Origin of the sequence: Mesorhizobium sp. M1E.F.Ca.ET.063.01.1.1, from assembly GCF_003998155.1 — a bacterium.
GTDB lineage: Bacteria > Pseudomonadota > Alphaproteobacteria > Rhizobiales > Rhizobiaceae > Mesorhizobium.
The window spans coordinates 1-18,844 of sequence record NZ_RZSC01000041.1 but is presented as its reverse complement, the minus strand read 5'-3'; the positions used below and the strand labels follow the sequence as shown (position 1 = coordinate 18,844).

22 protein-coding genes and 5 pseudogenes are annotated in these 18,844 nt (G+C 56.9%); 15 read left to right on the top strand and 12 right to left on the bottom strand.

Translation table 11 applies throughout. The features are described from left to right. Positions 1–954, bottom strand: a pseudogene (locus EOA29_RS06025) (IS3 family transposase); the annotation flags it as partial. Positions 955–1,293: 339 nt separating this feature from the next. Here EOA29_RS06025 and EOA29_RS06020 point away from each other — a divergent pair. The 13 genes and pseudogenes from EOA29_RS06020 to EOA29_RS05955 form a co-directional block, all read left to right on the top strand. Next, a complete protein-coding gene (locus tag EOA29_RS06020) occupies positions 1,294–1,761 on the top strand; it encodes a MucR family transcriptional regulator (RefSeq protein ID WP_127220485.1) in 468 nt (155 codons plus the stop codon). A 355-nt stretch (positions 1,762–2,116) separates the two neighbouring features. Beyond that, complete coding sequence (locus EOA29_RS06015; protein ID WP_127220483.1) at positions 2,117–2,839, top strand: LuxR family transcriptional regulator; 723 nt, start codon at positions 2,117–2,119, stop codon at positions 2,837–2,839. Positions 2,840–3,339: 500 nt separating this feature from the next. Continuing rightward, positions 3,340–4,221 (top strand): annotated as a pseudogene (locus EOA29_RS06010) (IS256 family transposase); the annotation flags it as partial. Between the two features lie 486 nt (positions 4,222–4,707). After that, on the top strand, positions 4,708–5,346 hold the full coding sequence (locus EOA29_RS06005; protein ID WP_127220481.1) for a hypothetical protein: 639 nt from the start codon (positions 4,708–4,710) through the stop codon (positions 5,344–5,346). 10 nt (positions 5,347–5,356) lie between these two features. Next, the gene (locus EOA29_RS06000; RefSeq protein ID WP_127220479.1) at positions 5,357–5,722 is read left to right on the top strand and encodes a hypothetical protein; all 366 of its coding nucleotides are present in this window, start codon (positions 5,357–5,359) and stop codon (positions 5,720–5,722) included. Positions 5,723–5,755: 33 nt separating this feature from the next. Beyond that, positions 5,756–6,370 carry a M15 family metallopeptidase gene (locus EOA29_RS05995; RefSeq protein WP_189478832.1) on the top strand — a complete coding sequence of 205 codons (615 nt, stop codon included), beginning with the start codon at positions 5,756–5,758 and terminating at the stop codon, positions 6,368–6,370. Between the two features lie 740 nt (positions 6,371–7,110). Beyond that, positions 7,111–7,509, top strand: a complete 399-nt coding sequence (locus EOA29_RS05985) for a hypothetical protein (protein ID WP_127220473.1) — start codon at positions 7,111–7,113, stop codon at positions 7,507–7,509. 9 nt (positions 7,510–7,518) lie between these two features. Further along, complete coding sequence (locus EOA29_RS05980) at positions 7,519–8,124, top strand: hypothetical protein (RefSeq protein ID WP_127220471.1); 606 nt, start codon at positions 7,519–7,521, stop codon at positions 8,122–8,124. Between the two features lie 201 nt (positions 8,125–8,325). Further along, positions 8,326–9,144, top strand: coding sequence for an alkaline phosphatase family protein (locus tag EOA29_RS05975; protein ID WP_127220469.1), 819 nt, complete (start codon positions 8,326–8,328; stop codon positions 9,142–9,144). 83 nt (positions 9,145–9,227) lie between these two features. Then, positions 9,228–9,488, top strand: a complete 261-nt coding sequence (locus EOA29_RS05970) for a hypothetical protein (protein ID WP_127220467.1) — start codon at positions 9,228–9,230, stop codon at positions 9,486–9,488. 46 nt (positions 9,489–9,534) lie between these two features. Continuing rightward, complete coding sequence (locus tag EOA29_RS05965) at positions 9,535–10,221, top strand: hypothetical protein (protein ID WP_127220465.1); 687 nt, start codon at positions 9,535–9,537, stop codon at positions 10,219–10,221. A gap of 83 nt (positions 10,222–10,304) precedes the next feature. Beyond that, a pseudogene (locus EOA29_RS05960) lies at positions 10,305–11,505 on the top strand (IS256 family transposase). 74 nt (positions 11,506–11,579) lie between these two features. After that, positions 11,580–12,038: pseudogene (locus tag EOA29_RS05955) on the top strand (IS3 family transposase); the annotation flags it as partial. A 93-nt stretch (positions 12,039–12,131) separates the two neighbouring features. Here EOA29_RS05955 and EOA29_RS05950 read toward each other — a convergent pair. The 9 genes and pseudogenes from EOA29_RS05950 to EOA29_RS05910 all read right to left on the bottom strand — a co-directional run. Beyond that, positions 12,132–12,477: pseudogene (locus EOA29_RS05950) on the bottom strand (MucR family transcriptional regulator); the annotation flags it as partial. Further along, a complete protein-coding gene (locus tag EOA29_RS05945; protein WP_127220463.1) occupies positions 12,462–12,914 on the bottom strand; it encodes a hypothetical protein in 453 nt (150 codons plus the stop codon). The gene EOA29_RS05945 and the pseudogene EOA29_RS05950, both read right to left, overlap by 16 nt. A gap of 30 nt (positions 12,915–12,944) precedes the next feature. Then, positions 12,945–13,154, bottom strand: a complete 210-nt coding sequence (locus tag EOA29_RS05940; protein ID WP_127220461.1) for a hypothetical protein — start codon at positions 13,152–13,154, stop codon at positions 12,945–12,947. 102 nt (positions 13,155–13,256) lie between these two features. Continuing rightward, positions 13,257–13,463 (bottom strand): hypothetical protein, encoded by a 207-nt coding sequence (locus EOA29_RS05935; RefSeq protein ID WP_127220459.1) that lies wholly within the window; start codon positions 13,461–13,463, stop codon positions 13,257–13,259. Positions 13,464–13,492: 29 nt separating this feature from the next. After that, positions 13,493–14,050, bottom strand: a complete 558-nt coding sequence (locus EOA29_RS05930) for a hypothetical protein (RefSeq protein ID WP_127220457.1) — start codon at positions 14,048–14,050, stop codon at positions 13,493–13,495. Further along, on the bottom strand, positions 14,040–14,861 hold the full coding sequence (locus tag EOA29_RS05925) for a hypothetical protein (RefSeq protein WP_127220456.1): 822 nt from the start codon (positions 14,859–14,861) through the stop codon (positions 14,040–14,042). Before EOA29_RS05925 ends, EOA29_RS05930 begins: the two co-directional genes overlap by 11 nt. Position 14,862: 1 nt before the next feature. Further along, positions 14,863–15,063, bottom strand: a complete 201-nt coding sequence (locus EOA29_RS05920) for a DUF2158 domain-containing protein (protein WP_127220454.1) — start codon at positions 15,061–15,063, stop codon at positions 14,863–14,865. 211 nt (positions 15,064–15,274) lie between these two features. After that, the gene (locus tag EOA29_RS05915) at positions 15,275–15,451 is read right to left on the bottom strand and encodes a hypothetical protein (RefSeq protein WP_245468422.1); all 177 of its coding nucleotides are present in this window, start codon (positions 15,449–15,451) and stop codon (positions 15,275–15,277) included. Positions 15,452–15,794: 343 nt separating this feature from the next. Next, positions 15,795–15,992: a hypothetical protein gene (locus tag EOA29_RS05910; protein ID WP_348628857.1), complete on the bottom strand. Its 198-nt coding sequence runs from the start codon at positions 15,990–15,992 to the stop codon at positions 15,795–15,797. 44 nt (positions 15,993–16,036) lie between these two features. On the opposite strand from EOA29_RS05910, the gene EOA29_RS43765 reads away from it, so the two are divergent. After that, positions 16,037–16,429 carry an HNH endonuclease signature motif containing protein gene (locus tag EOA29_RS43765; protein WP_127220450.1) on the top strand — a complete coding sequence of 131 codons (393 nt, stop codon included), beginning with the start codon at positions 16,037–16,039 and terminating at the stop codon, positions 16,427–16,429. A gap of 263 nt (positions 16,430–16,692) precedes the next feature. Here EOA29_RS43765 and EOA29_RS05900 read toward each other — a convergent pair whose 3' ends face one another. Further along, positions 16,693–17,442: a hypothetical protein gene (locus EOA29_RS05900; RefSeq protein WP_127220448.1), complete on the bottom strand. Its 750-nt coding sequence runs from the start codon at positions 17,440–17,442 to the stop codon at positions 16,693–16,695. 418 nt (positions 17,443–17,860) lie between these two features. Here EOA29_RS05900 and EOA29_RS42190 point away from each other — a divergent pair, with 418 nt between their 5' ends. Next, positions 17,861–18,055, top strand: coding sequence for a hypothetical protein (locus EOA29_RS42190; protein ID WP_210213118.1), 195 nt, complete (start codon positions 17,861–17,863; stop codon positions 18,053–18,055). A 471-nt stretch (positions 18,056–18,526) separates the two neighbouring features. Here EOA29_RS42190 and EOA29_RS42185 read toward each other — a convergent pair. Then, positions 18,527–18,844 (bottom strand): hypothetical protein (locus EOA29_RS42185; RefSeq protein WP_210213117.1); only part of this gene is annotated, 318 nt, incomplete at its 5' end.

The following is an 18,844-nucleotide window of genomic DNA, read 5'->3' as shown; positions in this document are numbered from 1 at the left end:
TCTCGTTGAGCAGTTCATCGCGCAGTCGGCCGTTGAAGCTCTCGATGAAGCCATTCTGCATCGGCTTGCCGGGCGCAATGTAATGCCATTCGACGCGGTTCTGATCCGCCCAGGCGAGGATGGCGTTGGAGGTGAACTCGCTGCCATTCTCGCTGACGATCATCCTCGGCCGGCCGCGCTCGGTGATGAGCCGGTCCAGTTCGCGGGCAACCCGCATGCCCGAGAGAGACGTATCAACGATGAGTGCCAGGCACTCTCTCGTGCAGTCGTCGACGACGGCCAGGATGCGGAAGCGGCGCCCGTCGGTGAGCTGGTCCGATACGAAGTCGAGCGACCAGCGCTCGTCGGGCCTCAGCGGCAGCAGCATCGGCGCCCTGGTCCCGATCGCCCGCTTGCGGCCGCCACGGCGGCGAACGGCGAGCTTCTCCTCCCGATAGAGCCGGAACAGCTTCTTGTGGTTCACGACCAGGCCCTCCCGCCTCAGCATCACAAGAAGACGCCGGTAGCCGAACCGGCGACGCTCCTGCGCGATCGCCTTCATCCGCTCGCGAACCTCGCGGTCGTCCGGCCTGCTGGTCTCGTAGCGAACCGTCATGCGGCAACAGCCGATGGCTTTACACGCCCGCCGTTCGCTCATCCCGAAGCCTTCCTTCAGGTGAGCGACAGCTTTCCGCTTGGCCGCGGGCGTCACCATTTCTTTCCCACGAGATCCTTCAGCGCGGCATTGTCGAGCATGGCGTCGGCCAGAAGCCGCTTCAGCCGCGTGTTCTCGTCCTCCAGCGCCTTCAGTCGCCGGGCCTCGGAGACATCCATCCCGCCAAAGCGGGCCTTCCAGTTGTAGATCGAAGCATCGCTGACGCCGTGCTTTCGACACAGATCGGCGACCGAGACCCCGGCCTCATGCTCCTTCAAAATTCCAATGATCTGCTCTTCAGAGAAGCGGCTGCGCTTCATGTCCTGGTCCTCTCGATGGGCCAGAACGAACTTCAAACCGGATTAGATCAGTGGGGCAAGGTCAGAGCGGATAATCGAGACCACAATGAACATTTGATCTGGAACAGGAAATGCATGCATGCTCTTTAAGTGTCTGCCCGCTGAAACCGAGCTTTTTCGGAAGCCAATGCTCCAGCTGTTCTCAGAACCCTGGATTCGTGCGGGCAAGAAAGATGTCGAGTTGCATACCCTGTAGTGCTGCCGAGATTCAGTGTATCTCTTGGAGGGGTGTGTTTTGAGTTTTCGCTACCGGGATTTCCAGACGGCAAAGTCAGCAACAGCAAAAGGGGAGTGTGTTACATGTCAGGCGACGCCGGAACCCTTTCGAGTAACGATCTTTTGAGCCTCACGGTCGACATCGTCGCTGCTTATGTCCGGAACAATGCGGCTCCTGTCGCTGGTCTCTCAGACCTTATTGCAAGCGTTAACTCCGCGTTGCTAGCCCTTACCAGACCTGTGGCAGCGGCGACACCTGCCGTGGTTCCTGCCGTCAACCCGAAGCGGTCAGTATTCCCCGACTACATTATTTGCTTAGAAGACGGAAGGAAGTTCAAATCGCTGAAAAGGCACCTGAGCGTTCATTTCGACATGACGCCGGACGACTATAGGGCCAAGTGGGGACTGCAGAAGGAATATCCTATGGTTGCGCCAAATTATGCTGCCCAGAGGTCGGCGCTTGCCAAAGCCGCAGGTCTCGGTCGCAAAGCGACCCGCAAAGTGCCCTCCAAAAGGGCCAGGAGCAGCAAGTGGGTCAAGGCTCCGGGTTAAAGCGAAGACCGGTGTCCCCTAAAGGCAACCGGTACAATGGCAAGCAGGGTACTCTGCGTTCACCTGAGAATTAGTCCCATGTGAACGGATGTGTTCAAACAACGCCGTCGATTGCTTGGGCTCAGGCGATGCAGATTCGCGCAGACCAGTCGTTTCTTAGGAGCGACGAGTGGTCTTTGCCATGGCAAAGGCATCTGCTTCGCTTCAATGGGCGGTTCGCAAACAGGGTGGTCCACCCAAATCCCGCATATCCAAAGTGGACAAAAAAAGCACCACGTTTCTGACAAAAAATATCCCCCAATTTATAATATGTTGCTAAACTAGCATCTGTGCATGTCGCTGTGGGGCCTTCGGCATGATCGATTCAGATGTATTCGACTTTGTTGAACGCTGCCGGAAGCATACGGCAACGGGGCCGCTCTTGAGCGACCTCCTGGAAACGGTGCGTAACCTTGGCTTTGAGCACCTGATCTTAAGCGGTGTGCCGCTCGGCGGGCAAAAGCTCGCACCAATGGTCGAATTGAATGGCTGGCCGGCAGGCTGGTTTGATCGCTATGTTGAAGCCGAACACGCGGCTGTAGACGGCGTTTGCATCTATTCGGCGAAGACTTTGAAGCCGTTTGTCTGGGCCGATGTCCCGGCTAAATGGTCCGCGACCGAAGGCTCGCGCCGTGTTGCTGGAGAAGCGACTGAATTCGGGATCTGCAGTGGTTTTGCCGTGCCCATGCTCAGCGTACATCATTGGCAGTCGGTTCTATCGTTCGCCTCCTCGCAAAAGACCTGCAATCTGTCGCCACGCCAGCAAGTCCAGCTGGTCACCATGGCAGTGTACGCTGGCATGTCAATTCAGGCCTTATCGGGCGGTGGCGACGAAACGGACGGTGTCTTGACGGAGCGCGAAAAGGAGGTGCTTCTATGGGCCGCCGCAGGCAAGACATCATCTGAAACGTCTCAGATTGTCGGCCTTACAGAGCGAACCGTCAAATGGCACACCATGCGGGCGCGCGAAGCTTTTGGGGTTGCCACAACCACCCAGGCGGTCGTTGAAGCAGTCCGCAAGCGTTTGATCCATCCATAGACGCGTCAACTGTCCGATCGGACAGGCGACGTATTTTAGCAACACTGCAATCATCGACTTGGAGGAAGCGACGCTGCGACCGCAAGGTTGTCAGCATTAACCATTCGCTGCTGGTTCGGGGAGCCTAGCCTTCGATCCTCAGTTTGCCTGCTAAGCGCTTGAAAGTAGTTCAATGGCGCCCTCCGACCAATGAACCGAGTGCGCGTACGCAACGGTGATAAGACGAAGGGGGGACCTATCATGTTGCTTAGCCCGGACAATATAGGGACTATCGTTTCATCAATTGGCGCATTGGGAACGGCTGCGTTTGGGCGTCGTTGACGCCACCAAGGTCTATCGAGGGATCGTGTCCCGCCGCGTGGTGTAGCTCGGCGGTGGCGAAGTCGCTCGCGAGCGCGCCGTCAACAGCGCTGTAGCGAGCGAGCGGCGATAGCGGCGGTCATCGATGTTCCCCGGTAGGGTCGGGTTGCTGAGACCAACCTGATTCGAAGGAACGACCGATGACCGACGACATGATGAACCTGCGCGCGCTCGTGGAGAAGACCCCCGACACCGATCTTTTGCGCGAGATGATCGGCTTTGCCGCCGAGCGGCTGATGGAGTTGGAGGTGGGTGCCGCGACGGGCGCCGGCTATGGCGAGAAGAGCGCGCTGCGGACCGCCCAGCGCAATGGCTACCGCGACAGGGACTGGGAGACTCGGGCGGGAACGGTAGAGCTGCGCATCCCCAAGCTCAGGAAGGGCTCTTACTTCCCCTCGTTCCTAGAGCCGCGGCGCATGGCCGAGAAGGCGCTCACCGCGGTGATCCAGGAAGCCTACATCCAGGGCATCTCAACCCGCTCGGTCGATGATCTGGTCAAGGCGATGGGGATGAGCGGCATTTCCAAGAGCCAGGTCAGCCGACTGTGCGAGGAGATCGACGGTAAGGTGAAGGCCTTCCTCGAACGCCCGATCGAAGGCGACTGGCCATACCTATGGATTGATGCCACCTACCTGAAGGTGCGCCGCGGTGGCCGCATCGTCTCGGTCGCCGTCATCATTGCCGTGGGCGTCAACGCCGACGGCCGACGCGAGGTGCTGGGCATGGAGATCGGCACCTCGGAAGCCGAACCGATCTGGACGGAGTTCCTGCGCAAGTTGACCCGGCGCGGCCTCAGTGGTGTCAAGCTGGTCGTCTCCGATGCTCACGAAGGCATCAAGGCAGCGGTCTCCAAGGTGCTGTGCGCCACCTGGCAACGCTGCAGGGTTCATTTCGCCCGCAATGTGCTGGCCCATGCCGGCAAGAGCGGCCGTCGCGTCGTCTCGGCCTTCATCGCCACCGCCTTCGCCCAGGAGACAGCAGAAGCCGCCAGCCTGCAGTGGCGCGCCGTCGCCGACCAGATGCATCTTGACCACAAACTATTTGAGCCGGCTTTAGGATATGGCGGGCCGCCTCAGTCGATTGGCGCCACCGTGCCGCCGTGGCAAATCGCAGACAACCTTGGATATAACCACGGCGATTACCTGCCCCCTAGCGACCCTGGGGCTCCATTTCCAGACCCTGGTGGCAAATGGACGAAAGCGGCGGGATTCATGAGCCGCGCATTCCAGGGCACAGCGCAGACTTGGCCATAGGCGACTACGCCTCGCACCAAGGCACACTATCCAAGAGTTGGCCAGTCGGAACCTGACATCGGGAAAATCCCTTCAAACCCCCCGCGGCACAGGCTAGTGGGGTATTTTTCTGCATGTCTGATTGCGAGCATCACACTTCTCTCGCGCGTAAATGTCCCACGCACAGCCAACATGAACGTCAACTGTCCGATCGGACAGGTGACGTATTTTAGCTCGACTGCAACTATTGCTCGGCAATGGGTAGGGGATTGCGCGATGATCGCCGATAATGTCATCCCTGCGCGTGAGACGCGCTCACGCGGAAACTACTTCAGGAATGCTCAAAATCCCGCATGCAGGTTGCAGCTTCGCGAGTTCGGACGTCTATCCACACTCACGAGCGCGAACATCGCACGATTGCTGTTTGCCGCGTTTCTGCTCCTATTCACCACCTCCGGTTGCTCCATCCAACTGTCGCCGGCGTACGACCAAGCAACGTACACGAGCCTTTCCGAACTCAATGTAAAGACGGAAACGCTATTTTCATCCTTATCTAAAGGAGCAGAATCCGGTGAGTTCCAAAAGTACAAGCCGACTTATGATCAGCTTATTGGCGGTTTCTCTGCTGCAAGGATAACTACGGCCTCACGACCGGTGCCATCTCCAAGTCAGCGGCTTTTAGGTGTGACTCACTTGCAAGGAGTTTGCGGGAATGATCCCACAAACTGTGTCAATCCGACGCCTCATCACTTGGACAATATTGTCATTCTGTTGAAAGCAATACGTGACAAACATCAACAGGGCAAGCTCGAAGCGGAGGTCGTGAACGGCTTTAATGGCCAGAGCGGGTTCAAAGGCCAGTATGAAATAGAGATGAGCCGCATTCTCGTGTTCGAGACAGCTCTGCAGCGATAGGAGAGGATCTGTGGCTTTTAGCTTCGATATCAATGGCACGGTCAACGCGCTGGTCTCCGCTATCCAGAAGCAGGCAAAGCAAGGCTGGACCACAATATCTACATTGGTCGCGCAGCAAGCCAAAATGATGGCGCAACAGGCGGCATGGATAGCCGAAAGTAGCGTTGCAGGTGCACTTAAGAATGATGCTGTGTTACAGCACCTGTTCGTAGACCAGTTGGCCGACTCTGTGAGGAATTTAGCCGCGGACATAGCTGCACTAACAATACTAACAATTGAAAAAGTTTGGAACGCCGCAGTGAACGTGCTTTGGACAGCAATCAACAAGGTATTGTCAAGCGCGAGCATGGGGATCCTTGCCTTGCCTGCACTCTAATATACCGGCGGCCAATAGATGAGGGGATTGAGTATGGCTAAGAAGTCGAAAGTGGCGCAGGGCGAATTGGCCTATTATGCGGCGATGGTCCCTTTGCAGGGTCTTCTCCCTATCAACGTAGGCTTGAAGCCGGCACGCGAAGAGACGATGATCTCTGCGCTCGGGTCTCCCGAGATGCCGCTGACTATCCAAGATCAGCCCGACAGAGCAAGCCCGCTTGTTAAGGCGCTCAAGGTAACTGAACGTCTCTCAATCAACGCAGCGCCAACCGGGATCAAACCGGCAATAGCGAGCCTTGCCGGCATTTTGAAAGACGCGTTCGCTCAGGAGGACCAGGCGGGCCATGACCTCGAAAGCGTGTTGGACGATGACGGGATGCTCGCGGTTCGCTACCGCAGGCCCACCAACGGTCACCCGTCGACAAAAATAAGCAACCACTCCTGGGGTACTGCGATCGACTTCCGGTTAGTCGGGCACGATCCACCGGCGAACACCCACGGCATGATACCGCGCTTCATTGCCGTCTTGCTGCCATTCTTCAACGGAGCTGGTTGGTATTCGGGCATCAGCTTTTCCGACACCATGCATTTCGAAGTGGCTGACGACACGATCCACAAATGGGCAACTGACGGCGCCTTGAAGCCATAGCCGGCCAAACCGGCATTAGCGTCATCAAAGGAGGGTACAGATGTCGGGGTTTGCTGGATTCGATTCATCGGCGTTTCCAGGGCTTGCTGCGACCAGTTGGCTCAAGTCAAACACGAACCTTCGCTGGTGTGGCTTTTATCTGGCTCCCGCGCCAAGTCATTCTGGGAGGGACTGGATGCCTCACCGGGCCGAGCTGGTACAACAAGGGTGGGGTCTTGCGCCGCTTTATGTCGGGCAGCAGGTGGTGGGAAAGGGGAGTAAGTTATCCTCAGATCCTCAGGGTCGAACGGATGGTCTGCAGGCCGCGGCCCTGATGAATTCGGCTGGGTTCGCAGAAGGAACATATGTGTATCTTGACCTTGAGAATGGTCCACCCTTCTCGCCCGTCCAGCGGGGCTATGTAGGTTCCTGGGTTGATACGGTGGCAGCAAGTGGCTTCGGCCCTGGCATATATTGCTCGCATGGCTTTGCCCAAGAGGTACATGCGCTGCGTCCCGCAGCGCGTATCTGGGCCTTCAAAGTTCTCACGGCCGACACGCATGCTGTCCCAGGTAACAACTTCCCCGATTCTCATCCTTCGGGATCGGGCTTCACGGGCGCGTTCATTTGGCAACTTGCGCAGAATGCCGTGATTAGCAGCAGGTCCCCTCAGACACTGAAGGTTGATTTGGACTCGTCCGTTGCCCCTGATCCGGGACGCTAGTCCGCCTCGGCGGCAGTGTCAGAAGAAGGATTAGCTGATGTATTTTTCTGTAGCCGGCAGCCAGCAATTGGCTGATACGGAAATTCCGCACCTTTCATTGCCAATTCTGTCATCGCGTGGCATTTCGATAAGCAGGAAAGTGCGCTTGTCGACGGGCCAGTTCAAGGAAGTCGTGGCATTCGGAGAAAATGCTGCGTTGCCACTATCCTTCATCTTCAGCAAAAAAGGCCCCAATATTGAAATTCGCGTGACCGGTCTTGCGCAGGAAGCCACCCTTAAGATCGCTCTGCTCAACAAGCGGGAAATCGAGATACAAGCATCGGGTTCCAAACGGTTTCACTTTAGCAAGTGTCGTGTTGAATGCGCTAATGGAGAAGTTGGAAGCCCCTGCGTAATATGCACGCAGGATGGTCATAGCGTCAGGTTCTGCTGCTAAATGGATAGGATGGTTTGCATCTTCATTAGAGATAGGCACGACAATCCGCTGCCAGAGTCAGACCTTGATGTTAAGTTGGATGGTGTCCTGTTTGCCAAGTTCAAAGACACAGAAGGCCGGGTGAATGTATCGATTCCAGGCAGCGTGCCACATCAATCAATTGAGCTGACTGCGTATTATCGTGATGAAAAACCTCAAAGAGCAAAAATAGGTCCACAAACAGATGCGTATACGTTTCATTTCGATGTAAATGGACAATACTCGAATTTTACAAGGCATATTCTGACGTCAGCGGCGGCAACTGCTTTACTACTGGGAATTATTATTGGTGCTTTCTATCTTGGAGTACTTTCCGGGCTGGTGCCCCTCGTTCTCGGCTCGTTATTATTGATAGCTGCTCTGGGGTTGGCTTTCAAATTCCCGAAACCAACAGTCCTGCAGGCACAGTTGATCCGGTCCACGTTCGCGTTAGCGGCCGGCGGCTTGGCGTCTCATATACCTGGGATGCTAAACGTGGGGCTCGGTTGGGAAGGCAAGGCAGCAATATCGGCAGCCGGCGCCCTTGCGGTTTACGTAATAGTCTTCTTCTTTACTCCGGCGAGGGACCCGCCGTGAAGGAAAGTGCCTTGTCTGTCTCACCTGCGCGGCAGCATCCGTGCGCGTGCGGTCACGCGTGGGCCCCCCTGCCAGAGGTTTGAGTGCTTCCTATGGCAGTGCCGACCCATCGCGACGTTTTTCGGAGCCCATGGGTTCGAATATGACGGCAGCCCTACGTCCGCTTTGGAATCGTGGCGCGCTTTGCTCGCGGGTTGTAGCATGGAGAAGAGAAGAATGTGTCAGCAACGTCGCAAGCTTCTGGAAATACTGATTTTGGCGGGCGGTATCCTCTTGGGGCAAGGCACTGTCGCGTCGGCCGTCGAGCCGCCGAAGTACGACCATATCGTGGTCGTCGTCATGGAGAACCATTCCTTCGATCAGATCGTGCGGCCCGGCGTGGCTTTGTATCTACAGAAGCTGGCGAAAAACGGCGCCCTATTCACCAATTCGCATGGGGTCGCTCATCCCAGCCAGCCCAACTACCTGGCGCTGTTCAGTGGCTCGACGCATGGGATACGTGACGATGGGTTACACGAGGTAGCCGCGCCCAACCTCGCCACCCGCCTTCATTCTGCCGGCAAGGCGTTCTCGGGCTATGCCGAGGCGAGATCGCCTCGCAAGCACAATCCATGGGAATCCTTCGCAAATGCCAAGGCGACTGGAAAATCAATGAACGAATTTCCGCTTGACTTCGCGCGGTTGCCGGCGGTTAGCTTCGTCATTCCCAACCTAGCCAACGACATGCATGACGGCACCATAGCCCAGGCCGATACATGGTTGAAGGCTCATCTGGGCAACTATGCCAATTGGGCGCGTAGTCACAACAGCCTTTTGATTGTTACGTTTGACGAGGACGATTACCGCCTCGGAAATCGTATATTCACTGTGTTGTACGGGGCGCGTGTCAAACCTGGCCGCTATGTCGAGAGGATCGACCACTACACGGTGCTGCGGACCATCGAGGATATCGAAGGGACAGCGCCGCTAGGCGCTACGGTTGTCAAAAAAGCGATCGTTAATGCCTGGAAGGGGCGGTAGAATTTGGGGCCGCAGCAGGCCTCGTCACCAGTTCCACTAGTGCAGCCACTTCGTGCTATCCTCGTCTCTTTTTTGGGAGAGCCATGCGCAAGGTCAAGAACGCCATGTACGGCATCCACACAGAAACCCAAGAGATCAAGCGCGTCACACAGAGCCCACGGGACATCCTCGCCCTGGAAGGCGGCTGGGAGTTCAGAAGGAGCTCGAGGCGAGGCGCTTGGTGGGCTGCCGCGATGTTTCGCCTCTCAGAGGTCATCGTGATCCCAGCCCAGGAGGATCGGCCCGACCATCCAGCACTGTTAGCGTTGAGGGCAAGGTTGCGTCAGTTGGCGCCAGTGGCCTAAAGCCAAATCCTGATGCTAACTAAGGCAGGAACGGGAGGATAGCAAAATGCCTGACATTCTTCGGTTGCGCTCGGTGTGGACAGGTCTCATTGCGTCAGCAATTTTCGTTCAGACTTGGTGTCCAGCTGAAGCCGCAGGAAAAACATTTGACAGCTATGCCGCATTCGCACAGTCAAACGTCCCGCAAGAAATACTGTGGAAGGTCCTCGCCCGTGACGGGAAATCGAAAAATTACACGCAAGTTTTTGCCTTAGATGGCGGCACAGTTGGCATCGCCAATTTCGCTGTGGGTGGCTTGGCGAGCCTCTACAGACTCATGGACACGCAGAAGTACTTTGGGCGTTCACGTGATGAGATGGTCGATAATTACTCCAGCAAATGCAGGCCCGGAAAGCACAAGGGGAACGATACTGGATGGGGATGTTACTCCCAAAAATGGTGGCGCGAAGGCATGGTCAAGTTTGTTCATAGCAACGAGTCACGCGATATCCAGAACCAGGCATGGCTCGCACAGATGCGGCCCACCATTGAATTGGCATTGCAACACGGATGGACCGATAGCAGAAGCCTCGCGATCGCTACAGGGATAGCGAATTCTGTCGGTGGCGGCGGCTTCAACGACCTTGCCAAGAAATATGGCTGGCGACTCGAGGAGGTGTTGTCAGGATACGTCGGCAAGAATGATCATCGAAAAAGGCGCCGGGATGCTATCAATGAGGCATTTCCTCCTTGAAACGCCGTAGACTGCGTGATCCGCCGGGACTGTCAGGAATTCTGTGCGCGGGGCCATGATGATGGAAAGGAGAGAATCATCACATGGCTATCGAGAAGGAAGTTCTGGACCAACTGCTTTCGGGCCGCGATCCGGGTGAGGTGTTTGCCAAGGACGGGTTGCTGGACGAGCTGAAGAAGGCGCTGTCGGAGCGGATACTGAACGCCGAACTCGACGAGCACCTCGACGACGAACGCACCGAGGGCGGCGCCAATCGCCGCAACGGCCATTCGAAGAAGACGGTTTTGACGGGCACGTCGAAGATGACGCTGTCGATCCCACGCGACCGTTCGGGAACCTTCGATCCGAAGCTGATCGCGCGGTACCAGCGGCGCTTTCCCGACTTCGACGCCAAGATCGTCTCGATGTATGCGCGCGGCATGAGCGTGCGCGAGATCCGCGGCCATCTGGAAGAGCTCTACGGCATCGACGTCTCGCCGGACCTGGTCTCGGCCGTCACCGACGCCGTCCTGGAGGAAGTGGCCGAGTGGCAGAACCGGCCGCTGGAGATCTGCTATCCGCTCGTCTTCTTCGACGCGATCCGGGTCAAGATCCGGGACGAAGGGTTCGTGCGCAACAAGGCGATCTATATCGCCCTCGGCATCTTGCCCGACGGCGCCAAGGAGATCCTCGGCATCTGGATCGAGCAGACCGAAGGCGCCAAGTTCTGGCTGCGCGTCATGAACGAGCTGAAGAACCGTGGCGTAGCCGACATCCTGATCGCTGTCGTCGACGACCTCAAGGGCTTCCCCGAGGCGATCGGCGCCGTCTTTCCGCAGACGACCGTCCAGACCTGTATCGTGCATCTGATCCGCCACTTGCTGGAGTTCGTCTCGTGGAAGGACCGCAAGGCCGTCGTGCCGGCGCTCAGGGCAATCTACAGGGCCGCGGACGCCGAAGCCGGCATGAAGGCCCTGGAGGACTTCGAGACCGGCGACTGGGGGCAGCGGTATCCGGCGATCACACAGAGCTGGCGGCGCAACTGGGAGCACGTCGTGCCATTCTTCGCCTATCCCGAGAGCGTGCGCCGCATCATCTATACCACCAACGCTATCGAGGCATTGAACTCCAAGCTGCGCCGCGCCGTTCGAACGCGCGGCCACTTCCCCAATGACGACGCGGCCATGAAGCTGCTATATCTTGCTCAACCATGCGGCCGAGGAATGGAAACGACCGCCGCGCGAGTGGTTCGAGGCCAAGACCCAATTCGCCGTCGTGTTCGGCGAATGGTTCGTCAGCCAGTGACGAAACGGGCCCCGCGCACAGAATTCCTGACAGTCCCGATCCGCCAGATTGGTGAGGTCAAAAAGGGCTGTGTCTCGTGTCTCGACAAATAGGTTCTCTCAAGGCGCGGCTACCTGCCGCGTTTTTCTATTGCCCTGCGCTGCAGTTGCGATACCCGGAATTAAATGACGGCGCAGCTCGTCACCGACGCCCTGATGATGGCGATCTGGAGGAGAGGCAAGCCCGACAGCCTGCTGCACCACTCCGACCAGGGAAGCCAATATACCAGCGAGCAGTTCCAGCGCCTGATGGCCGATCACGGCATCACCTGCTCCATGAGCCGATCGGGCAAGGTCTGGGACAATGCTGCGATGGAGAGCTTCTTCTCCTCGCTCAAGACCGAGCGCACGGCCCGCAAGGTCTACAGGACGAGGGATGACGCCAGGGCGGACTTGTTCGACTACATCGAGCGCTTCTACAACCCCCGTCGAAGGCACTCGACACTGGGTTATCTAAGCCCCGTCGAGTTCGAGGAACAAGCTATGCTAGCTTAACTGCGTGTCCGAACAACCGGCAGCAGATCGCCTAATGACGTAGCAATTGGTCCCAGTCGACCATCACGTTGATTTTGAATTGCGATCCTGTGTCCACTTCGCACGATACTCATCCGGTGTGAGACCGTAGTGTACATTGAGATGGCGTTTCAGCGATTTGAACGTCCTCAAGGCAGACGATGTGGTCCGGGAACACTGAACGCTTCGGGTTGACGGCTGGCGCCTGGCTTACCGGCTCGGGTTTTGTGGGTTGCCCGATGCCTAACAGCGATGAATGAATCAATGCGATTAGGTCCGGCAGACCTGCCGCGGGGAGGGGATTCTTGCACACGTAGGCAGAGACGATATCCGCAGTGAGGCTGATCGCTTCGATGCTGTCTTCGTTCTCGTCCTGCAATTTTCGAACTCCTGTTTCTAATTCAATCAGCGAACACCCCATATGGCAGCCATGACGACTAGCATAGTGCCTATCCAGTAGAGGCCGCGAAACCACCAGCGATTTACTCTTTCAGTTAAACTCACGCCGCCCCAGGTTTGGATGTCCCAGCCTTTCAGGGCGAGCGTTGCCCACAGAAGAATTCCCGTGCCCAACGACGCCGCAAACGCCAAAGCAAAAGATCCCGGCTCAAGAAGCCATGCCGTTGCCCATCCTAATAGGGCGCCAACAATGGCAGCAGAGGCTCCCCACACGGCCGAGTACCCGAAAGCCTGCCGAACTGATTGAATGCCGAGGATCGGCGTCGGTTGCTTGTAGCTATCCAGAACGATCTTGTCTTGCCGTTCTAACTCTTCGAAGTGTGCCGGGGCGAACACGGCAAGCCAACACAACTTCAGAATGCGCCAAGGCGACGCTGGCGTAGGAGTGGTCGATGCCATTGCTCGTCATCCTATTCGCAAAAGTCAGAGCTATACGCGGCCAAAAAATCGACGCTCCTGCATCGTCAGGCGCTCAATTTTCGGCTGCCAATCGTTCCTGCGTTGATTTCCACACATCCAGCAAGAGCAGACGGCCAGATATTCAGCTTGAGTTGCGTTCTTATCATGCGGATAGATACGCAACGCCCGTTGCTTCATCCTCAAAAGGTCGCGCCTGCGACGTGCCCTTTTCTTTTCCATAGTTGCTCCAATCTCGGAGAGCGCCAGCCTGGCGCACTGTCGGGATTGGGGCTTGGGCAGGGTAAGTCATGAGGGATGAGTAGATGGGGTGACGCCGGAAAGTCAACGCAGTCTCTCCAAATCGGTACGCCTTCCCGTACCTTCAACTAGCCGCCCAGACCAGCCCAGCGGATTCTCCCACCACGGGTAGGCTCGCATGGCGGCAGGCACGGCCACCGTGTTGATGGCAGTAATGAGCGGCGCCCGCGGCACGTTGGTGTAGTGGTACTGCACACCAATGATCACCGACTGCGTCGTGACCGGCGACATGGAGTCAAGCCTGTTTTGCCGGAGCCCTTCTATCTTATAGGGAAGCTGCGCTTCGCATCGAGTTCCCGTTTACGATCGATGTTCGCTTTCCGCGCTTTTACAACCGCGTCGACCGCATCTGTCAGTTGCGAGGGCAGGCTTTCCAAGTCTCTGGCTAAGTGCTGCAGGTTTGCTTCGATCACTCGGACTGTGTCGGCTAGATTTGTCTCCAGACGGTCGTTGTCTTCGAAGGTTAGAGTTAGGCTCGTTGGCGCGACATGAGCCCGCGTTCCGTGCATAAGCGTTTGCGTTGACGGGGCGATGTCGAAAGCGACGGAATCGCCACTGAACGGAATAATCACGTCAACAACGTCCCGCTCATGCCTGCGGCCGTCAATCGTATTCTCGCGCGTCTCTTTGCGACGTTTGCCCTCCCGCTTATTGAATTCTAATACAGGTACGGCCACGTCCATTTCCTTCATCAAATCACCGCGCAGTCTAGCCAGGGACTCATCTTCGAATGCTCCCTCATCCCAACCTTGAGCTCGCTCCGAACATATCTTGACGACCATGTCGATATAAGAATGAACCCTCTGCTTATGGAACATCAATATCACCTTTGTTGAACTCAAGTTTCACCGGCACATCCGTCATTGCATAGTGCACGAATTGCTGGCCGAGGGCAGTTAGTTCGTATTGCTCGCCGTCGTCAAATGCAGATACCATTTGGCGGCTGCCGTGACCTGGTTTGGCGCGATGTGGGGATTTCTTGACATAATTGCCCTGCCAATCCGTCTCACGATGCTGACGGACAATGCCTCCGGTACTTAAGTCCCGAAAAAGCAGCTTGAACAGATCGGCGTCAGCAGAATCCTCTCTCACGCGTTCGCGGCCAAGGGAGGTCCATACTTCACCTCTGGTGATGCCTTGCGCGTTATAAATCTTTGCCACGACTGCGAAGTGAAGTTCGGAATAAGTCTTAATCCATTCAAGAAACAGCCGCACTACGTCGTCATTGACCATCTTAATGGAGGCGGCATTGGCAAGCAGGTTCCTGAGAAGAACTCGCTTCTCCTTGCTTTCGGTTCCTGCCCAATCCCGAAAAGACTTCTTCAAAATAGACTGATATTCCGGGCTCTCAACGCGCTTGGCAACGTCCTCGTCGGTCATGTCGACCCGTGACATGATCTGGAGGATTGTCTCCTCCTTTTCCTTCATTTCCTCGCTCAGCATCTGCATCCAGTGCCGAAGGAATGCGTTGATTCTGTCCTGCTCTTTTTCGGACCAAGCCGCCGCCGCCGCCGCCAACAGCCCGCCCGCAAATGGGATCGCCCCGCTTACGACGTTCAGCGCTCCGCGAACGGCCTTGCCTCCGCGAGCGCCTTCTGGAAAATCCGAGTTGTCAGGGAGGTCGGTCAAATCAGGCTCTGCTTAAGGAGAAACTCGCCTTCGGCGGTTCGTATTTTTCAAGGGCCGCGAACGAGAATGTGTCTTGCTGCGGGCCTCGGTCAAACCATTCACAGATGGCCTGGCCGGTTTGACTGGTGCCGACAAATACCATCTTCGGGCCGCCCGTCTTGTGTCGAACCGCGTCGCCTATTTTCAATTCTGTCTCGTCCATGGATTTCCCTCAAATCAAGCCCAATTTATTTGAGAGCGAGCTTGAGACTCTACAAGGCAGCGTTGTTGACCTATCGCTGGTTTTTCGTTTCGATCGATTGCCACCCGAAGGAGGGTTCCCAATTGCTCAAGTAGCTCGGTTTCGGGCTCTGAGCGCATGCCGGCGCCGGCGCGGGCAATGGCATGCCGACGCCGATGACCGGCCGCATCGTTCATCCTCTCCCGATTGAGATCGTCGGCATATCACCGCCTTCCCCGGCCATGATGAATTCAAGCAGGGCACTGATCAGCAGTTCCGCGGTCCCTCGATCAAGCGATAGCTCGACGTCTTCTTCCTCGCTGGCCAACGGCAATAACCCTCTCAGCGGATTGCGGGAGGTCACCAGCACGTCGTTGTCCTGGTATTCAGCAGATAGAGGCAGGGGATTCTCCAAATAACGTTGGGTCGCGGACGCGCTTAAGCGGAAACGCAAGCTGGTTGATGTTCGTGGGGTTGTGTTGGGCGGCTGTGCCGCTCGTTTTCTTCGACGTAAGGGCTCCCCCATCGTCGGTTGTCACGCGGCGTTATCAGGGTGCCTGGCGCCGCTTCTCTCAAGGCACGAGCAAATGGTGTCCAAGCCATCCCGGCAGTCAAGAGATTCTAACTGGGCGCCTTCTTGTGGGCGACGTGGCTGGTGACGAGCCGCACGGTATTGAGTCTTACCGTGATGCCCAGATCCTTGCTGCCTACGGTCACACTGTCCTCATCGACGGGCAGAACTTCCCCCATAGCTCGATCTTCTGCCCGCTGCTTATGTTTGGTGTCCTATCGACGATCGAATGCGGCTGCGAATAGCTTGGGATCAGGACGCTGATCCGATCCTCGGTGATGCGCTTGCGCACAGTCGCGGTGATCGCGACCTCGTCTCCAACCTTGATGTCCTTCGCCATACTGTGAGTCTGGCGCGGCCAACAGCTTAGTCAAGCATCCTCTAATGGAAGGATTGACGTTCCTCCGCAGGCATGTTCCTTTTATTGAGGGGGGAGCTTTGCCGACACTGAGAGATCCGCAGTACCGAGCATTTGCACGACGCGAGCTTTTTAGGCGTCAGGGCGGGAGATGCTTGTACTGCGAGCGCGAGTTCACCGAGGCCGGCGAGCTAGCAATGACTATCGAGCACTTGAAGCCCAAGATGAAGGGCGGGAAGGACGGCCTTAAAAATCTGGCCGCCGCCTGTTGGCACTGCAATCAGCACCGCGGCAAGCAGATGAACGCCACTAAGATGCGGAAGGAGGCTGAGGCTAAGGTCAAGGCAAAAGCATCCGCGGTCGGCGCGAAAAAATCTGTCACGAGTCCCTTGCCGACATCACCTCGTGAAGGAATATAATCCTCTCCGGTGCGGCGACCCAATTACGAGGATCGCCATGGGCTCAAAGTTTCCATTCTCAGAAAACACCCTTGGGAGAATACTCGAGGCAGGCACAGGGCTATCGGTCGACTGCCTAACATGTCGCCGGCACGCCGTTCTCAACATTGCAGAGCTTGTGCGCCGGCTTGGACCAGATCAGCCGTGCTTGCATTGGAGCCTGATCAAAGTGCTGTTCTGCCACGAGTGCAGGGCCGCCGCCCGAGAAGATCGCAATTTGCATTTCACTCACCGGGCCCGGACTCCTGAGCAGCGGAGGCCTGATCCGTAGGGTTCAGGGCTTGCCTGGCAAGATGATCAAGAGCTTGATTGATGCGTCCACGCAGCAGCCGACGCGCGTTCCGCAGATCCATCGGCTTCGCTGGCGGAGGATTCTTGGTGTCATGATGCCGATGGAACCAGTTTGCTGTGCGGCTGAAGCGGGCCATCTCGTTGTCTTTTTTCCCAAAGCCTGCCTGTTCCAGGCATTCCATGGCCTTGTAGAGGTCGAACCAGCCGGGCTCGCCTGCGCAATAGTTCAGCGCATGGGTCAGCAAGTCATTGTTCCTTGAGGCGGTATATCGGCTTTGGGCCGTAGTCGGAGCGGGCGGCGGGACAACGATGTTACCATCCTTGTCTCGGATGATGACGTGGAATTCGGCGGACGGTCCGCCAAAAGAAAAATGCGCTGTTTCCGCTCTTAGGATCACATGACGGATCAGCTTGCCGCCGCGCATTTCAGCGGCCCCGTCAGGTTCAACGGATGACTTTCCCATTATGCCCGCAACGACCCCGTTCAACGTGCGGACTATGCCGTCACCGATATTGTAGGTGTCTTTGAGGGAAGTGAGGCCGTCTAGCTCTTGCGACTTGAGGACGAGCAATTGGTCGCCCGACTCATGCGGCATCAATTCAACATAGGGGTCGAAGGGTGGCTTGAACATTTTCAGCCAAGTGTCTTGGTCTGAATCGTTGGCCTTAATCACCAGCCACATGGATTCGTCTCGGTTGCCGTACCTTTTTGGAAGGTCTCCGATCGACGGGCGAGAGGCAAGCCCGGTTGAGCGACAGTCCGGGCACTCCACCGTTTTACCGGGGCATCCGACCCGATGCGTGCCATCTGGGCAGCACTCGCCGTGTGTTCGCGCCCGCTGCGGGCAAACAAACAAGATGCCGGCGCCAAGGCACTGCGGGCATTCGGTCATTCGCCAAACTCCTCCTTCAGGCGCTGCTTGGCCCACGGCCGATTGGAGCGCTCAAGGAACAGCTTGCGCAATTTAGGGGAGACGGATTTGACCTTGCTCGGCCGGCATAGCTGCGCACAGTCGATAGCTGCTGGTTTTCCGGCACCGGCCGCATGGCCAGTTTGATGCCCTCAGTGTCTTCGGCTGTGAACGTCGCCATGCATAGGCTGTGCCGCTTCGCTATTTTCGCGATGCCGCGGCGCGTCATGAGCAGTGTCTTGGCTACTTCGTCATGGGTGTAGATCTTGTCCATGCCGGCATGGACCTTGCCAGGCTGGGGTACGTGACCGAACTGCTGGTCGCCAGCTTGCTGGAGGATTTGGCATCCTATGCGAAAGCCGGTCTCAGCGCTTGCACTGGTTGACCGGAAACGGGAAGTGGTCGTCGCCCATGCCGAGGACGTTGAAATCAAGACGCGTCAGTTGCGAGAAGCGTTTTACGCGGCTGCGTAAGCGGGATGACAACCCGAGGCAAGAGCCCGCTTCGGCGGGCTTTTTCGTGCGCGCAGAATTTTTTAGGCGCGCGCGTCCTATGGTGTGATTCAGTGGCGCCCGATGGGTCCGCCGCTCGCAAGGAAAGGACGCTGAAAATGATGACTTCGAATTTGCCACTTCATGGCGGGCTGGCTGATATCGCAAACCGAATTGCGAAGCGTGTTGAATATATCAGTTTTGCCTGCGAGCGCCTTAGATCTTACGAGCCGGTCATGGACGGTTCAGCCAAGTGTCCCGCCTGCCATATTTTGAAGAACAAGTCGTCGAAGCTCGCCGCGGTTGGGGACAGATCCGACGAGGTGAGTCAGTATGAATGCAGGCAGTGCCCGGAGCGATATCAGCTAGGACGTTGACGGCCTTATTTGGTTGAACCAAAGCGGGGAAGGCGACCGCCGCTGTCCGAAAAGGCTCATCAGTCGCGCGTGAACTATCGGCAAGGCATTGATCTGGCTCGCTGATTGAGGAAAATTATGGATTAGGCATTGCAGGATTTGCAGTGTTTGGCCGCTGTTTTCTTGCAATTCGATTTGCCGATTGAACGAAGCCGCTAACGCGGCATTTGGCGGATCGGTTTGCGGGTGACGCTTCTGTTTTGAAGGATTGTGGCTGTTGAAGCGCAATCTCGAGAACAGGAGCAATGAGATGGTCGAGTTGAGCCC

Bases quoted from the DNA above. Each gene is read 5' to 3' on its own strand.
- EOA29_RS06005 (WP_127220481.1), top strand. From the start codon at position 4,708: ATGATCGCCGATAATGTCATCCCTGCGCGTGAGACGCGCTCACGCGGA.
- EOA29_RS06020 (WP_127220485.1), top strand. From the start codon at position 1,294: ATGTCAGGCGACGCCGGAACCCTTTCGAGTAACGATCTTTTGAGCCTC.
- EOA29_RS05995 (WP_189478832.1), top strand. From the start codon at position 5,756: ATGGCTAAGAAGTCGAAAGTGGCGCAGGGCGAATTGGCCTATTATGCG.
- EOA29_RS05940 (WP_127220461.1), bottom strand. From the start codon at position 13,154: ATGGAAAAGAAAAGGGCACGTCGCAGGCGCGACCTTTTGAGGATGAAG.
- EOA29_RS05985 (WP_127220473.1), top strand. From the start codon at position 7,111: ATGTATTTTTCTGTAGCCGGCAGCCAGCAATTGGCTGATACGGAAATT.
- EOA29_RS05920 (WP_127220454.1), bottom strand. From the start codon at position 15,063: ATGGACGAGACAGAATTGAAAATAGGCGACGCGGTTCGACACAAGACG.
- EOA29_RS05900 (WP_127220448.1), bottom strand. From the start codon at position 17,442: ATGTGGCTGGTGATTAAGGCCAACGATTCAGACCAAGACACTTGGCTG.
- EOA29_RS05965 (WP_127220465.1), top strand. From the start codon at position 9,535: ATGCCTGACATTCTTCGGTTGCGCTCGGTGTGGACAGGTCTCATTGCG.
- EOA29_RS05910 (WP_348628857.1), bottom strand. From the start codon at position 15,992: ATGGCGAAGGACATCAAGGTTGGAGACGAGGTCGCGATCACCGCGACT.
- EOA29_RS05970 (WP_127220467.1), top strand. From the start codon at position 9,228: ATGCGCAAGGTCAAGAACGCCATGTACGGCATCCACACAGAAACCCAA.
- EOA29_RS05930 (WP_127220457.1), bottom strand. From the start codon at position 14,050: ATGTTCCATAAGCAGAGGGTTCATTCTTATATCGACATGGTCGTCAAG.
- EOA29_RS05975 (WP_127220469.1), top strand. From the start codon at position 8,326: ATGGAGAAGAGAAGAATGTGTCAGCAACGTCGCAAGCTTCTGGAAATA.
- EOA29_RS05935 (WP_127220459.1), bottom strand. From the start codon at position 13,463: ATGTCGCCGGTCACGACGCAGTCGGTGATCATTGGTGTGCAGTACCAC.
- EOA29_RS06015 (WP_127220483.1), top strand. From the start codon at position 2,117: ATGATCGATTCAGATGTATTCGACTTTGTTGAACGCTGCCGGAAGCAT.
- EOA29_RS43765 (WP_127220450.1), top strand. From the start codon at position 16,037: ATGGAAGGATTGACGTTCCTCCGCAGGCATGTTCCTTTTATTGAGGGG.
- EOA29_RS05945 (WP_127220463.1), bottom strand. From the start codon at position 12,914: ATGGCATCGACCACTCCTACGCCAGCGTCGCCTTGGCGCATTCTGAAG.
- EOA29_RS05980 (WP_127220471.1), top strand. From the start codon at position 7,519: ATGGTTTGCATCTTCATTAGAGATAGGCACGACAATCCGCTGCCAGAG.